Source organism: Streptomyces buecherae, assembly GCF_014295035.1.
Classification (GTDB): Bacteria; Actinomycetota; Actinomycetes; order Streptomycetales; family Streptomycetaceae; genus Streptomyces; species Streptomyces youssoufiensis.
In genome coordinates, this window is sequence record NZ_CP060404.1 from 7395139 (window position 1) to 7409637 (window position 14499).

Sequence of the window (14499 nt, forward strand, 5' to 3'; positions counted from 1 at the left end):
CGCACGATCCACCGCCGCACCGCCGCGTTCCCGCGGCCAGTGACCCGCGGCGCCATGGCACGGCGAGGAGGGAGGCTCGATGAGCGCATCGATGGACGATGACCGGGAGTACTGGCGGAAGGTGCTCACCGCCGGCGGGTTCACCGCCATCCCACGGTGGACGCCCGATCCGGTGACGGGCGTCGTCGACCAGGAGACGGAGATCCCCGACGACCTGGCCGCGGCGCTGCGCCGACGGGCGGGCGAGCTGGGCGTACCACCGCACACGCTGCTGCTCGCCGCGCACGCCAGGGTGCTGGCGGCGCTCTCCGGAGAGCGGACGGTAGGCACCGGCTACGCCACGCCGGGGCCGGGCCCCGCCCTGCCCTGCCGGCTGTCGACCACGCCCACCACCTGGCGCGAGCTGGTGGCCGAGGCGCGCGGGGTGGAGGCCGAACTGCTGGCCCACCAGGACTGTGCGGTGGCCGACCTCGCGCGCGAACTGGGCCTGGACCACCTGCCGTACGAGACCGAACTCGACCTGGCCGGCAGCGGCGGCGACCTGGCTCCCCGCACCGTGCTGCGGGTGGCGGCACGGTGGAGCGGCGAGCGGCTCGCGCTGCGGCTGCGCTACCGGACCGAGGCGCTCGACGCCGCGTACGCAGCCCGGGTCGCGGGCTACCACCGCACCGCGCTCGCCCAACTCGCCGCCGATCCGGACGCCGAGCACGCACGGCAGAGCCTCCTCTCCGCCGCCGAACACCGCTTCCAGCTCGAAGGGTTGGCGGGTCCGGACCGTCCGCTGCCCGACCGCCGGTTCCACGAACTCTTCGAGGAGCGGGTACGGGCCCACCCCGAGGCCGTCGCCGCCGTCCACGGCGACCGGCGGTGGACGTACCGCGAACTCAACGCCCGCGCCAACCGCCTGGGACGGGCCCTGCTGGCGCGGGGCCTTGGCCGCGAGGGCGTGGTGGCCGTGGTCACCGAACGCGACCTGGACTGGATGGCCGCCGTCATCGCCATCTTCAAGGCCGGCGGCGTCTACCTGCCCGTCGAACCGCACCTGCCGGCCGACCGCGTCGCGGCCATGCTCTCCCGCGCCGCCTGCACGCTCGCCCTGACCGGCCCGGGCGGCACCGGCCCCGGCGGCAGCGACCCCAGCGGCACCGCCCCCGGCGGCAGCGACCCCGGCGACACCGGCCTGGGCCCGGCCCTGGAGACGCTGCCCGCCGTCCGCGCCCTGCCCATCGAGGCCGCCTACGCGGAGGACCACGCCGAGGACGACCTCGGCATCGAGGTCGGGCCGGACCAACTCGCCTACATCTACTTCACCTCCGGCTCCACCGGCGAGCCCAAGGGCGCGATGTGCGAGCACGCGGGCATGCTCAACCACCTCTACGCCAAGATCACCGACCTGGGGATCGGCCCGGGACAGGTGGTGGCCCAGACCGCCCCCCAGGGCTTCGACATCTCGCTGTGGCAACTGGTCTCCGCCCTCCTGGTCGACGGCCGGACCCACCTGGTCGAACAGCGGGTGATCCTGGACGTCCAGCGGTTCGTCGACACCCTCGTCGCGGGCCGGGTCAACGTGCTCCAGGTCGTCCCCTCCTACCTCGAAGCCGTCCTCACCGACCTGGAACGCCGCCCGCGCCCGCTGCCCGACCTGCGCTGCGTCTCGGTCACCGGCGAGGCGCTCAAGAAGGAGATCGCCCAGCGCTGGTTCGCGGCCCAACCCGGAATCAGGCTGGTCAACGCGTACGGCCTCACCGAGACCTCCGACGACACCAACCACGAGGTCATGGACCGGGCGCCGGACGGCGACCGGGTCCCGCTCGGCCCCTGCGTCAACAACGTGCGGGTGTACGTCGTGGACGAGCACCTGTCGCCGGTCCCGCTGGGCGCCCCCGGCGAGATCGTGTTCGCCGGCGTCTGCGTCGGCCGCGGCTACGTCAACGACCCCGAACGCACCCGACTCGCCTTCCTGGACGACCCGTTCCACCCGGGCCAACGTCTCTACCGGGGCGGCGACTTCGGCCGCTGGCTGCCCGGCGGCAAGCTCGACTTCCTCGGCCGCCGGGACGCCCAGGTCAAGATCCGTGGCTTCCGCATCGAGATCGGCGACATCGAGAGCGCGCTGCTGCGGGTGCCCGGCGTGCGCGACGGCGCCGTCGTCGTGGCCGGACAGGGCGAGGGCCAGACCAAGCACCTCGTGGCCTTCTGCGCCGGACCCCACGCCGTGGCCACGGAGGACCTGCGCGACCGGCTGCGCGAGTCGCTGCCCGCGTACATGGTCCCGACGGCCTTCCACTGGCGCGACCGACTCCCGCTCACCGCCAACGGCAAGGTCGACAAGAAGGCGCTCACCGCCCTGGCCGCCGAACGCGGCGCCACCGATGACGGCCAGCACGCGCCGCGTACGCCCACCGAACGCCGGTTGGCCGAGGCGTGGACCACGGTGCTCGGCATCCCGACCGACCGCATCGGGCGCCGGGACCACTTCTTCGACCTGGGCGGCACCTCGCTCTCCGCCGTCAAACTCGCGATCGCCCTCGACCGCGCGGTCTCCCTCAACGACCTCACCCGCCACCCCGTCCTGGCCGACCTGGCCGCCCTGGTCGACGGCCGCTCCGCACGCCGGCCGGGACTGCTGCACCCGCTGGCCGAACCGGAGGGCGAGCCCACCGCGCTCCTGGTGTGCTTCCCGTACGCCGGCGGCAACGCGGTCAACTTCCGGCCGATGGCCACGGCCCTGCGGGCCGGCGGGCTCGCGGTCGAGGCCGTCGAGCTGCCCGGCCACGACCTGGCCGCCGAGCGCGCCCCCTTCGCCCCGCTGGAGCAGGTGGTCGAACAGGTCGTCGCCGAACTGGCCGCGCGCCCGCTGCCGCCCCGGCTGCTGCTCTGGGGCCACTCGTCCGGCGCCGCCCCGGCCATCGAGACCGCCCGCGCCCTGGCGGCCCGTGGCATCCCCGTGCACCGGGTGTTCGTCGGCGCGCAACTCCTCGGCGAGGCGGAAGAACGGCGCGCCGCCATCGCCGACTTGGCGCTGCGCAGCAACGCGCAGATCACCAAGGAACTGAGCGCCGACACCGGCTACAGCACCCTCGACGACCTGGACGCGCAGCACGGCGACCACATCGGCGCCGCCTACCGGCACGACTGCGTGGCGGCCCACCGCTACTTCACCGACCTGCTGGAACACCCGCCGGCTGACCGGCTGACCACCCCCCTGACGGCGGTCGTGGCCGCCGACGACCCGATCACCGCGGACGCCACGCACCGCCACCACACCTGGCGACTGCTGGCCGACCGCGTGGAGCTGCACGAACTCGCCGACGGCGGGCACTACTTCCCGCGAACCCGCCCGGCCGATGCGGCCCAGGCCGTGCTGCGCGCCCTACCGGCGCCCGACGCGTCCGTGAACCGCGAAGAGAAGGAACGAAAGGGGTACTGATATGCCATCGCCATCAGCGGCGTCACTGCTCGACGTGGTGCGCGGGCCCGGCAGCCCGCCGGTGCTGCGGCTCGAAACCCGCGCCGACCCGGCCCACTGGGCGGCCCGACACCGGGACGCCCTGCGCGCCACCGTCGCCGAGCACGGCGCCTTGCTGGTCCGCGGCCTGGGCATCGGCGACGTCGGCCAGGCCGAAGCGGTCTTCCGGGCCGTCTCCAACGGCCTCATGGGCGAGGAGAGAGAGGCTTTCGCGCCCCGGCGGACCCACAGCGCGGGGGTGTACTCCTCCTCGAAGTGGCCACAGAACCAGCAGATGTGCATGCACCACGAACTCAGCTACACGTTGGAGTTCCCCGGCCTGATGCTCTTCGCCTGCCTGACCGCGCCCACCACCGGCGGGGTGACCGGCGTGGCCGACGCGCCCACCGTCCTCGACGCGCTGCCCAGGAAGCTGGTCAAGCGGTTCGAACGCCAGGGCTGGCTGCTGACCCGCAACTACAACGACGAGATCGGCGCGTCCGTGGCCGAGGCGTTCGGCACCGAGGACCGCGACGCCGTGGAGGGTTACTGCCGCGCCAACGCGATCGACTTCCGGTGGCAGCCCGACGGCTCACTCCGTACCCGCCAGCGCCGCAGCGCCGTGGTCCGCCACCCGGTCACCGGCCGGCGCTGCTGGTTCAACCAGGTCGCCTTCCTCAACGAGTGGACCATCGAGCCGGAGGTCCGCGAGTACCTGGTCGACGTCTACGGCGCCGACGGCCTGCCGTTCAACACCTTCTACGGCAACGGCGACCCGATCGACGCGGAGGTCGTGCGGCAGTTGAACGCCGTCTACGAGGCCCACACCGCACGCGAGCCGTGGCAGGCCGGAGACCTCCTGGTCGTGGACAACATCCGCACCGCCCACAGCAGGGACCCGTTCGAGGGGCCGCGCGAGATCCTCGTCGCCATGGCCGACCAGGTGCGGCTGTCCGACTGCTCGCCGACGATCGAGGTGACCCACCCGTGATCAGCGAGCGCTCCGCCACCGCACGGCCCGCTTCCGCCGCCGCCACCGTGCCACCGTTCGCGGTGATCTCCGGGGCCCAGGTGCAGCAGGCGATCCAGGGCCGCGAGAACTCGATCGTGGACCTCGTCGCGGCCACCTACCGGCTGCACGGCGAGGGCGACTCGGTCAACCCGCCCTCGTACTTCCTGCGGTTCCCGGACCGCCCCGCGTCCCGGATCATCGCGCTGCCCGCCTCGCTCGGCGGACAGACCAGGGTCGACGGCCTGAAGTGGATCTCCAGCTTCCCGGCCAACGTGCCCGCCGGCATCCCACGGGCCTCGGCCGTGCTCATCCTCAACGACCACGACACCGGCTACCCGTTCGCCTGCCTGGAGAGTTCGATCATCAGCGCCACTAGGACGGCGGCCTCCGCCGCCCTCGCCGCCGACCGGCTCAGCCGTGGCCGGCCCCGCCCGACCCGCGTCGGCTTCCTCGGCACGGGGCTGATCGCCCGCTACATCCACACCTTCCTGGCCGCCACCGGCTGGACGTTCGAGCAGACCGGCGTGCACGACCTGGCCGCCGACAGCGCGGCCGGCTTCCGCACCTACCTGGAACAGTCGAACGCCACGGGCCCGGTCACCGTGCACGACAGCGCCGAGGCACTGATCCGCTCCAGCGACCTGGTCGTCTTCGCCACCACCGCCGGCAGGCCCCACGTCAACGACGCGTCCTGGTTCGACCACCACCCGCTGGTGCTGCACATCTCGCTGCGCGACCTCGCGCCCGAGATCATCCTCGACGCGGTCAACATCGTGGACGACGTCGAGCACTGCCTCCAGGCCGACACCTCGCCGCACCTGGCCGAACAACGCACCGGCAACCGCGCCTTCCTCGCCGGCACCCTGGACGACGTACTCGCCGGACGCGTGCGCGTGCCCACGGACCGGACGGTGGTCTTCTCACCCTTCGGCCTCGGGGTGCTCGACCTCGCCGTCGGCAAGTACGTCCACGACGAGGTGAGCCGCTCCGGCCACCTGCACGTCATCGACGACTTCTTCCACGAACTGCGCCGTCATGGCTGACCGTACGGGCCAGCGACGAAAGCTGAAGGGGGCGATATGACGGTCATCTCCGCTCCGGTGGAGTTCAACGAGGAGGAGCTCTACGTCGACCTGCGGTCGATCGTCGGGCACGCGCTCTTCCTCAAGTGCGAGGGCTTCAACTTCGCCGGCTCGATCAAGCTCAAGGCCGCGAGGGAGATGGTGGAGGCCGCCGAGTGGAGCGGCGACCTGAAACCGGGCTCCGTCCTGATCGAGTCGTCGTCGGGGAACCTGGGCGTGGCGCTCAGCATCATCGCCGCGAGCAAGGGTTACGGCTTCGTGTGCGTCACCGACGCCCGCTGCAACCTGTCGGCCCGCCGCGCCATGGAGGCCCTGGGCAGCCAGGTGCACGTCATCCCCCAACCCGCGACCAACGACGGGTTGCTCGGCGCGCGCATCGCCCACGTGCGAGCACTGTGCGCCGCCGACGCGCGCTACGTGTGGCTCAACCAGTACGCCAACGCCGACAACTGGCGGGCCCACTCCCGCACGACGGCGCCCGCCATCGCCCGCCACTTCCCCGGGTTGGATGTGCTGTTCGTCGGCGCCGGCACCACCGGGACCCTGATGGGCTGCGCGCGCTACTTCAGGGAACTGCGCCGCCAGGTGCGGATCGTGGCGGTGGACAGCGTGGGCTCGGTGACCTTCGGCGGCGAGTCGGGCCGCCGCATGATCCCCGGCCTCGGCACCAGTGTTCGCCCGGCGCTGCTGAACGAGGCGTACGTGGACGACGTGGTCGTGGTCGAGGAGGCGGACACCATCCGCACTTGCCACCGACTGGCCAGGCGCGGCTTCCTCTTCGGCGGGTCCACCGGCACCGTGGTCAGCGGCGCCGAACGCTGGCTGCGCGAGCACGACGCGCACGACCTCACCGCGGTCGCCATCGCCCCGGACCTCGGCGACCGCTACCTCGACACGATCTACCACCCGAAGTGGCTGCGCGAGTTCTACGGCGACGACGTGCTCGCCACCGACGACCTCACCGGCGACCTGGAGCGCGACCTGAGCGCCAACCACTCGGATTCCCCGGCCCGTTGACGCCCCTCGGTCCCGTCGGCGTCACCAGCGAGCGCGCGTAGGGGGGTACCCGGCCCGGGCCGGGTACCCCCCTCACGCACAGCCCGCCACCGAGGACGCGACACCACGGCCAGCGCCCGAATTTCGGCGCCGCGTCACCCGGTGCCGTCACTCGGTCTCGGCGCACTACGGCGAGCGCGAGAGGGCTGGCACCGGGATATCGGGGTGGCGGGTGTGCCCCTGAGGCGGGTGCGTCCGCTCGCGACGGTCCCCACGTGGCCGTTGCCCGGGATGTGCGCCGCGATTTCGGAATTCTGTGCTACTCGCCGCCGGGGAGAATGACCGTACGAGGAATTCCCGAACGCGTGTCGACCGGCGTGGGACGCCCAATCATCTCAAGGGTGGCGGCGAAAAATACATTTCCTGCATAAAGTGCAGAGCCGATGGCGGCGGCTGTCGCGGGAGCGGTACTGTCCTCGCGGAACGAACTGACCGTTGTATGACTCACGTTGAGGTGGCCCCGGACGGCCGGCAAGCAGATCCGGGGTCCTCGTGTGAGACGGTTCACGCGAAAGGGTATTCGATGTGCGAACCACCAGTTCGAAGGGGCCCATTGGGGGGACCCTTTGACGTGCTGCGACCGTAGCATCCAGGGCTTTTGGCCGAGTAATGCCGGTGCGGCAATTGCCAGGGCTGTCATGTGCCCGGCGCGGTTGGCGGCGCCGCCTGGTTGCCAACACCGGCTGATACGCGTGACACACGCGCCGGCGCGGAATGACGGGAGCGCGGGTCGTATGGGTGTGCCGGGCAGGGAAATAGCGCCGTGTCTGCCTGCGGGTTTATCGACGGTTCAACGAGTGGTCGCATCCGGGCGGGTCGGTCACCGCGCCGCACTGGCCACTGAACGCTCTCGCGTGTCCAGGGGCGATGAACTGACATTGCTGTCCCGCGCGGCGCGGAAATGGCAGCACGTCAGGGAGAAAAACGAGGTGGGGGAGAAGGTGGTTTCCCGGTGTCCGAGGTGAAGCACGCCTGCGCGTTCTGCCGCCGCGGCATGGACGTGCGCCAGGGGCCGGGCCGTCGACGGGTCTACTGCTCGACGGCGTGCCGGCGGCGGGCGCAGCGGGCGCGCTCGCAGGGCCAGCGCGAACGGTCGAGCCAGCCGGTGTCGACGGGGCTGGCGCTGTCGGTCGCCGAGGGCCTGCCCGAGGAGGTTGCGGCGCTGCTGGCGGCCGAGCAGGCCGGCGCCGCGTTGGAGGCCGTGTTGGAGCGGGCCAGGAGGCTCGCCCGCGAGGTGGAGTGCTACGTCGCGGCGGCGGTCGAGGACGGGCGCCGCGCGGGGCGGAGTTGGGACGAGGTGGCCGCCGCGGCGGCGGTGAGCACGTACACGGCCCGCACGCGGTGGGGCGAGGGGGAGGTGCGGCGTCTCCTGGGGCGGCGCGACCGCGAGCGCGGGGCGGGCCGCGACGAGGCGCCCCGGATCAGCCCCGGCCGGGCGAGCGCGGCGCGCCAGGGGGAGCACGCCGCGATGGAGCGCGCGGGGCGGGCCCTGGCGGCGGCGCTGAGCCAGTTGCACGGCGACCGCTCCCTGCAGGAGTTGGCCCGGGCGGTCGGGCGCTCGCCCTCGTACATCTCGCGCATCCTCAGCGGGGAGCGCTCGGCGGCCTGGCCGGTGGTCGAGGCCCTGGTGCGGGAGTGCGGCGGGAGGCCGGAGTACGTGCGCCACCTGTGGGAGAGCGCGCACGGACTGGCCCCCCGGACGCGCGTGGGGGTGGACGAGGCGGCCCGCCGGGTGCACGCGGCCGTGATGGGCCTGTACCTGGCCGCCGCCTGCCCCGACGTGGAACGGGTGTGCAAGGCCAGCGAGGCGCTGTCCGCGGAGTGGGTCAAGCGCGTGTTGGCCGGCGTCGAGGTGCCCGACTGGGCGCGGCTCAGCGCGCTCGTCTCCGCCCTGGGAGCGCGCCCCGGTGACCTGCGCGCCGTGTGGGAGGGGCTGCACTACACGCTGCTCGCCACCCTGGACGCCCCGCTGGAGACCCTGGCCGACTGCGGCCCGGCCCCGCGCGGCGCGGCCGGGCGGGACGAGGGTGAGTGACCGTGCGGGCCGGGTGTCCCCAGCGAGCGCCAGCCGTGGAGGCGACCGCGGCCCACCCGGCGTCCCTGGTCATCAGCCTGCCGCTGGAGTACACCGCCTTCTGCCTCCGCCACCAGGAGCTCTACCACCGCTACAGCCGCGTCCGGCTCCGCCACGAGGCCGCGAGCCGGGACGCGGTGGCCGCCGCCCTCGGGGACCTGGCCCTGAACTGGGACGGCGCGCTCCGAAGCGCCTGTCTGCCCGCCGTGGCCTGGCGGTTGCTGCGCGCCCGCGTGCAGGCGGCGGCGCGGGCGAGCGACCCTCGGCCACCCGACACGCTGCACCGGGCCTGGCCCCCGGACCAGGCGGACGCCCTCATCCTGCGCTACCGCCTCTCCCTCACCACCGACCAGTCCGCGCAACTGATGGGCGTGGACCCGGCGGTGATCGCGACGCACCTGCGGACGGCTCTCCGGGACCTGCCGCGGTGAGCGAGCCCGGCTTCGCGGGAGTGCGAGGGGGCGCACGTTGACGAACCCGGCGCGCACGGTTGCGCCCCGCGCCCATCACTGTGGCTGATTCACTTCCCTGCGCCTGCCGGGGTCTCGGCCGGACCTGTCAGGCCAGCGCCGCCCCACCTAGGATGAGCGCGCTCGACGAACCGCGATCGCCTCAAGGGGGCTGTATGGACGGGCACTTCGCGCGGAGCCCCGCCTCACCGCGCGGCGTGGACACGAGCCAGCCCAGCGTGGCGCGCATGTACGACTACTACCTCGACGGCAGCAACCACTTCGCCGCCGACCGCAAGGCGTGCGAGGAGCTTTCCGCTCTCGCGCCGAGCACGAAGATCCTCGCCCAGAACAACCGCCACTTCCTACGCAGGGCCGTGCGCTACCTGGCGCAGGAGTGTGGAATACGCCAGTTCCTCGACCACGGCTCGGGGCTGCCCACCCAGGACAACGTGCACCAGGTCGCGCAGCAGGTCGACCCCGCCGCCCGGGTGGTCTACGTCGACAAGGACCCCATCGTCCTCGCGCACGGGCGGGCGCTCCTTGAGGACCAGTCGCGCACCGCCGTCATCCAGGCCGACATGCGCGACACCGACGCGATCATGGGTGATCCGAGCGTGCGGCGGTTGCTGGACTTCACCGAGCCGATGGCCGCGCTCTTCGTCTCCGTACTGCACTGCATCCGCGACGAGGACGACCCCGCGGCGCTCGTACGCCGCGTCGTGTCCGCGATGCCGCCGGGCAGCTTCCTGGTCATCAGCCATCTCGTCAGCGAGGACCCCGCCACCCGCCAGGCCACCACGGACTTCATGCAGCGCAGCACCGGCGGCGACTGGGGCCGGGTGCGAGAACCGCGCGAAGTGGCGGCGTACTTCGAGGGTCTGCACCTGGTGCCCCCGGGCCTGGTGGAGATCTCCACCTGGCGCCAGGACACGGACCTGGTCCGCAAGCAGCCGGGCGACGAGTGGATCGAGTACGGGGGCGTGGCCCGCACCTCGGGGTGACCCCGCGCCCCGGTGCGGGGCGACAGCGGCGGGCCGGGCTACTCGAAGAAGCGGATGGCCTCGTCCAGCCTGCGGCAGGTCTGCTCGGGGGTGAGCACCGAGGCCGAGAGGTGGTCCAGCTTGGCGCGGTACTTCTCGACGTCATCCGCCTTGTCCAGGTAGATGGCGTCGTCGACCTGCTCGATGTAGACGAGATCGGCCAACTCCGGCTCGGCGAAGTGCAGATGGGTGAACGGCACCCGGGGGCTGAAGCGGGCCTGGTCGAAGGGCACGACCTGGAGGGTGATGCCCGAGCGGTCGGCCAGGGAGCGCAGGCGCTCCATCTGGGCTCGCATCACCGGGCGCGGGGCCACCGCGCGTAAGAGCGCCGCCTCCTCCAGTACGACCCACAACTCCTGTCCACCGCCGTCGAGAACGTTGCGCTGGCGTTGCAGGCGCACCTCCAGGCGCTGCCGGGCCTCCTCGTCGTCCTGGTCACCGTGGGATATGTGCCACGCGTAGTGGTCGGTCTGCAACAGGCCCGGCACCAGCATCGACTCGTAGATGCGAATGCGCTCCGCCGCGGCCTCCAACCCCACCAGCAGCTCGAACCACTTGGGAATCCCGAACGAGCTCCACCAGCCCGGTTCGGTGGAGACGCCGACGAGCTTGACGAGTTGGTCGATGTGGGCCTGCGGCGCCCCGTAGAGCTGGAGGAGGCGCACCACGTCCCATGGCTGGCACGGTCGCCGCCCGTTCTCCAGGCGGCTGATCTTCGACGTCGTGACCTTGAGGTGCGCGGCCGCCTGCTCCATGGACACGCTGGCGGCCAGGCGGCGTTGCCGGAGGTGGCTGGCCAGGGCCACGCGCACCACGACCGGGCCGTGACCCGCCTTGGCCGCGTACTGCTCGATCGACGCCGGAAAGGCCGCTTGTGACGCCGGAAGGGCTGCTTCGGCTTCCATGCACGCTCCTCGGTGGAAGACTCGGACTCAGTATTCCACCGAGGAGTGCGCGCGCTGACGCCATTGGGCGTGAAGGCGGGGCGACTTAGTCGATCATGAAGTCGAACTCGCCACGCTTCGCGCCGTCGAGGAACGCCGCGATCTCGTCACGCGTGTACACAAGGGCCGGTCCGTCCTGGTGGCGCGAGTTGCGCATCGCCACCCTGCCGTCCGCGAGCGCCGCGAGTTCGACGCACTGGCCCTCCTGCGCCGTCCGCTGGCTCTTCACCCACGTCACGCCGGCAATCGCACTGGCCGGCGTCATTCCGTTGTGCACCTGCTGCACGGGTCACCACTTTCCTGCCGTAATTCGAACAAGTTATCCGCCGAGAAATGCGATCGGGCAGCCCAAAGCCTTCGCTATGGCTTCACTGTGAGTCGATCGGGGCAATTTCCAAGAGGCAATTGCCTCAGCGGCTGAGAGGCGACACTATCCAGGGGACGCTTCCCCACTCGATGCCTTCACTGGGAAATCCCTCGGAGGAATGAACCATGCCGGCAGACCCCCACGTGTCAGCGCGCAGCGGCAGGCAGCGCCACCCGCGGACCCCAGTGGCCGAAAGGGAGGCTCCCGAACTCGGCGCACTGCTGCGTGGCGCCCAGCAGGACTGGGCGTGCGCGCTCGGGTTGACGACTGGCAGCATGTCCGCCTTACGCCTCGACGGCACCGCCCAGAACATCCCCGCGTCCCGCCGCTTCGTACGGGCCACGCTCCGGGCCTGGGACCTGGGTGCCTACCTGGACGACGCCGAGATCATCACCACCGAACTGGTCGCCAACGCCCACCAACACGCCTTCGGCACCGCCCACTCGCATGCCGGCCAGCACGCCTGGCTGGCCCTGATCCGCAAGGCCAACGCCCTGCTGTGCGCCGTCGCCGACCCCAGCCCGCGAGCCCCGGTGGTGGGTCCCGACGATCCGCTGGCCGAACAGGGGCGCGGGCTGCACATCATCACCAGGCTCAGCGAGTCCTGGGGTTGGTCCCACCCCACGAGCACCGGCAAGACCGTCTGGGCCCGCATACCGACCATCACCGGCACGGGCGGCCACACCACCGGCGCCTGCCGCTCCGACGGCGACCGGGCCCCCGGTGCGCCGGGCACCGCACGCCGTCACCAGCCCGGGGCGGGGCCCAACTCCCGAGCATTGCTGGGAGTGTGAGGCCGGCGCGTGCACAGCCCGGGCGGCCCGGTGGCGTGACGTGCGGGCCGCCTCCCGACGGCGGCAGACCGAGGCCGTCGGCGCGTCTGCGAAGCTGCCCCCGTGATCACTACGAGAATCGCGCGCGAGCAGGACTTCCCCGGTTTCCTGGAGCTGGCGGCCCAGGTCGAGCACTGGTTCGGGGCGATGGTGGCCGAGCCGGGCTTCCACCGCGCCGTGCGGGAGCACATACGTCGGTCGTCGGCGCTCGTGGCCGTAGCGGAGCAGTCGCCACTGCTCGGCGGGTTGCTGTTCGGCGGGCAGGCGCCGACGTACCACGTGGACTGGCTGGTGGTCTCGGCCCAGGCGCGGGGGAGCGGTGTGGGGCGGGCGCTCATGGCGGACGCGGAGCGGAGGTTCGTCCGGGGGCCGGGCAGCGTCGAGGTCATCACCTTCGGGGCGGACCATCCGGGCGCCGTGGCCAGCGGGGCACGCGTCTTCTACGAGCGCCTGGGGTTCAGCCCCGCGGAGGCCGCCGACCCCGGGCCGGAGGGCGGCTCGCGGCAGGTCTACCGCCGCGCGATCGGCTGAGCGGCGCCCCGCGGCCGTGGCCCCCGGTGGGCGTGCCGCCGGCCCCGCGCGCTCAGTCGTCCCAGCGCTTGCGCGCGAACGCGGCCGTCCCTGTCACCAGCGTGTTGGCGGGCACGTCCTTCGTGACGACGGCGCCAGCGCCCACCACGGCGCCGCGGCCGATCGTCACCCCCGGGAGGACCGTCACGGCCGCGCCCAGCCAGGCGTTGGCCTCGATCGTGATGGGTGCCCGGGTGATGAACGCGCTGCGCTCGGAGGCCGGGAGCGGATGGTCGGACGAGATGAGGTTGGTCTTCGGACCGATCAGGACGCCGTCGCCCAGGCGGATGCCGCCCTGGTCGTAGAAGACGCAGTTCTGGTTGACGAAGACGTGCTCGCCGAAGTCGATGCGGAGCCCGTGGTCGGTGTAGAAGGGCGGATAGACGGTGACGGAGTCGGGCAACTTCCTGCCGATGATCTCGGAGAGCAGGGCCGCGCGGCCGGCCTTGTCGTCGAAGGGCAGGACGTTCAGGCGTGACGTGAGCGTGGTGACGTACTCGATCCGCTCGGCCACCCGCGCGAACTCGGGGGTTTGGACGTAGAGACGGTCTTCGTCGGGCATGCGGGATCCTCCGGTGCTGGCGGGTGGGCGTGGTCGTCGGGTGGCGCCCGTCGGTCGCGGCGACGGGCCGGCGAGCGGCTGACCGCGTCATCAAAGCGATCCGGACGACGGGGAAGCAAACAACGAACACGCAGGTCAGGGTCAACGTCTGGTTGTGAGCCCGGGTGAGCGGCACGAACGCCGTGGCCGTACGCACCCTCGTCGCCGGCAACTCTCCCGCCAGGAACGGACAGTGCGGTGAAACCCGCCACGCTGGCTGATCGTTACGGGGAGAACAAAAGAACGTGAGGAGACCCGCATGCCCGCATCGGAACCCGTAGGCGAGCTGGACGCCCGGTACAGCTCGGCGACCAACCCACGCCCCGGCGCCGAGGCTGTCACGGCCGTCGCGTGGGACGAGGCCCTTCGCCAGTTGGCGGCGGCCGAGATCTTCTGGCTGTCCACGGTGCGCCCCAACGGCCGGCTGCACGTCACCCCGCTGGTCGGGGCCTGGCACGACGGCGCGCTCTACTTCTCCACCGGCCCCGGCGAGCAGAAGGCGAAGAACCTCGCCCACGACCCGCACTGCGCGCTCACCACCGGCCGCAACGCGCTCACCGAGGGGCTCGACATCGTCGCGGAGGGCGTGGCCGAGCGCGTGACGGACCCGGCGCTGCTGGAGGAGGTCATCGCCGCCCACGAGGCGAAGTACGGGGACCACATGACCTCGCCCGACGGCACCTTCTTCGGCATGGCGGACGGCATCCGGAAGGGCGAGGTGCTGGTCTTCGGGTTGGCCCCGGACACGGCGTACGGCTTCGGCCGGGACGGCGGCGTCTACAGCCACACGCGCTGGACCTTCTGAGCGTACGGACCGGGCCCCGGCCGCCAGGCCCTCCGCCCCCGGCCGCCGGCTAGTTGACGGGTGGGGCCCGGGCGGCCGGGGGCCGGGCGGGGGCGGTCCCTCGTCGAGTGGCCACTGGGGTTTCGGCACCGCTTCCGCCCCCGGCGACCCGCCAACCCTTCGGCCCGGCCAGCCCGCCGACCCGCCAGGCGGCGAGGACGAGTTCGGTCGGCGGG

Annotated in this window: 13 protein-coding genes; 10 read left to right on the forward strand and 3 right to left on the reverse strand. The window is 72.3% G+C overall.

Annotation, left to right across the window (positions count from 1 at the left end; genetic code table 11):
* Positions 1 to 79 precede the first annotated feature (79 nt).
* The 7 genes from H7H31_RS29530 (at position 80) to H7H31_RS29560 (ending at position 10125) form a co-directional block, all read left to right on the forward strand.
* Positions 80 to 3430 (forward strand): non-ribosomal peptide synthetase, encoded by a 3351-nt coding sequence (locus tag H7H31_RS29530; RefSeq protein WP_187118150.1) that lies wholly within the window; start codon positions 80 to 82, stop codon positions 3428 to 3430.
* A gap of 1 nt (position 3431) precedes the next feature.
* The gene (locus tag H7H31_RS29535) at positions 3432 to 4439 is read left to right on the forward strand and encodes a TauD/TfdA family dioxygenase (RefSeq protein ID WP_187118151.1); all 1008 of its coding nucleotides are present in this window, start codon (positions 3432 to 3434) and stop codon (positions 4437 to 4439) included.
* Positions 4436 to 5503, forward strand: a complete 1068-nt coding sequence (gene sbnB / locus H7H31_RS29540; RefSeq protein ID WP_232110137.1) for a 2,3-diaminopropionate biosynthesis protein SbnB — start codon at positions 4436 to 4438, stop codon at positions 5501 to 5503. Before H7H31_RS29535 ends, sbnB begins: the two co-directional genes overlap by 4 nt.
* Positions 5504 to 5539: 36 nt before the next feature.
* Complete coding sequence (gene sbnA / locus H7H31_RS29545) at positions 5540 to 6559, forward strand: 2,3-diaminopropionate biosynthesis protein SbnA (protein WP_187118152.1); 1020 nt, start codon at positions 5540 to 5542, stop codon at positions 6557 to 6559.
* A 991-nt stretch (positions 6560 to 7550) separates the two neighbouring features.
* Positions 7551 to 8633, forward strand: a complete 1083-nt coding sequence (locus H7H31_RS29550; RefSeq protein ID WP_187118153.1) for a helix-turn-helix domain-containing protein — start codon at positions 7551 to 7553, stop codon at positions 8631 to 8633.
* A 35-nt stretch (positions 8634 to 8668) separates the two neighbouring features.
* On the forward strand, positions 8669 to 9103 hold the full coding sequence (locus H7H31_RS29555) for a sigma-70 region 4 domain-containing protein (protein WP_187118154.1): 435 nt from the start codon (positions 8669 to 8671) through the stop codon (positions 9101 to 9103).
* Between the two features lie 194 nt (positions 9104 to 9297).
* The gene (locus tag H7H31_RS29560; protein ID WP_176160737.1) at positions 9298 to 10125 is read left to right on the forward strand and encodes an SAM-dependent methyltransferase; all 828 of its coding nucleotides are present in this window, start codon (positions 9298 to 9300) and stop codon (positions 10123 to 10125) included.
* Positions 10126 to 10163: 38 nt separating this feature from the next.
* Here the strand turns inward: H7H31_RS29560 and H7H31_RS29565 are convergent, their stop codons facing one another.
* Positions 10164 to 11069, reverse strand: coding sequence for a helix-turn-helix domain-containing protein (locus H7H31_RS29565; protein ID WP_187118155.1), 906 nt, complete (start codon positions 11067 to 11069; stop codon positions 10164 to 10166).
* An 85-nt stretch (positions 11070 to 11154) separates the two neighbouring features.
* Positions 11155 to 11394: a DUF397 domain-containing protein gene (locus tag H7H31_RS29570; protein WP_187085814.1), complete on the reverse strand. Its 240-nt coding sequence runs from the start codon at positions 11392 to 11394 to the stop codon at positions 11155 to 11157.
* 206 nt (positions 11395 to 11600) lie between these two features.
* Between H7H31_RS29570 and H7H31_RS29575 the strand changes: the two genes are divergently transcribed.
* Together H7H31_RS29575 and H7H31_RS29580 are read left to right on the forward strand one after the other, a co-directional pair.
* Positions 11601 to 12269, forward strand: a complete 669-nt coding sequence (locus H7H31_RS29575) for an ATP-binding protein (protein WP_187118156.1) — start codon at positions 11601 to 11603, stop codon at positions 12267 to 12269.
* Between the two features lie 105 nt (positions 12270 to 12374).
* On the forward strand, positions 12375 to 12839 hold the full coding sequence (locus H7H31_RS29580) for a GNAT family N-acetyltransferase (protein ID WP_232110389.1): 465 nt from the start codon (positions 12375 to 12377) through the stop codon (positions 12837 to 12839).
* 52 nt (positions 12840 to 12891) lie between these two features.
* Here the strand turns inward: H7H31_RS29580 and H7H31_RS29585 are convergent, their stop codons facing one another.
* Positions 12892 to 13440, reverse strand: coding sequence for a DapH/DapD/GlmU-related protein (locus H7H31_RS29585; protein WP_187118157.1), 549 nt, complete (start codon positions 13438 to 13440; stop codon positions 12892 to 12894).
* A 298-nt stretch (positions 13441 to 13738) separates the two neighbouring features.
* Between H7H31_RS29585 and H7H31_RS29590 the strand changes: the two genes are divergently transcribed.
* Positions 13739 to 14284, forward strand: a complete 546-nt coding sequence (locus H7H31_RS29590) for a pyridoxamine 5'-phosphate oxidase family protein (protein ID WP_187118158.1) — start codon at positions 13739 to 13741, stop codon at positions 14282 to 14284.
* Positions 14285 to 14499: the final 215 nt, after the last annotated feature.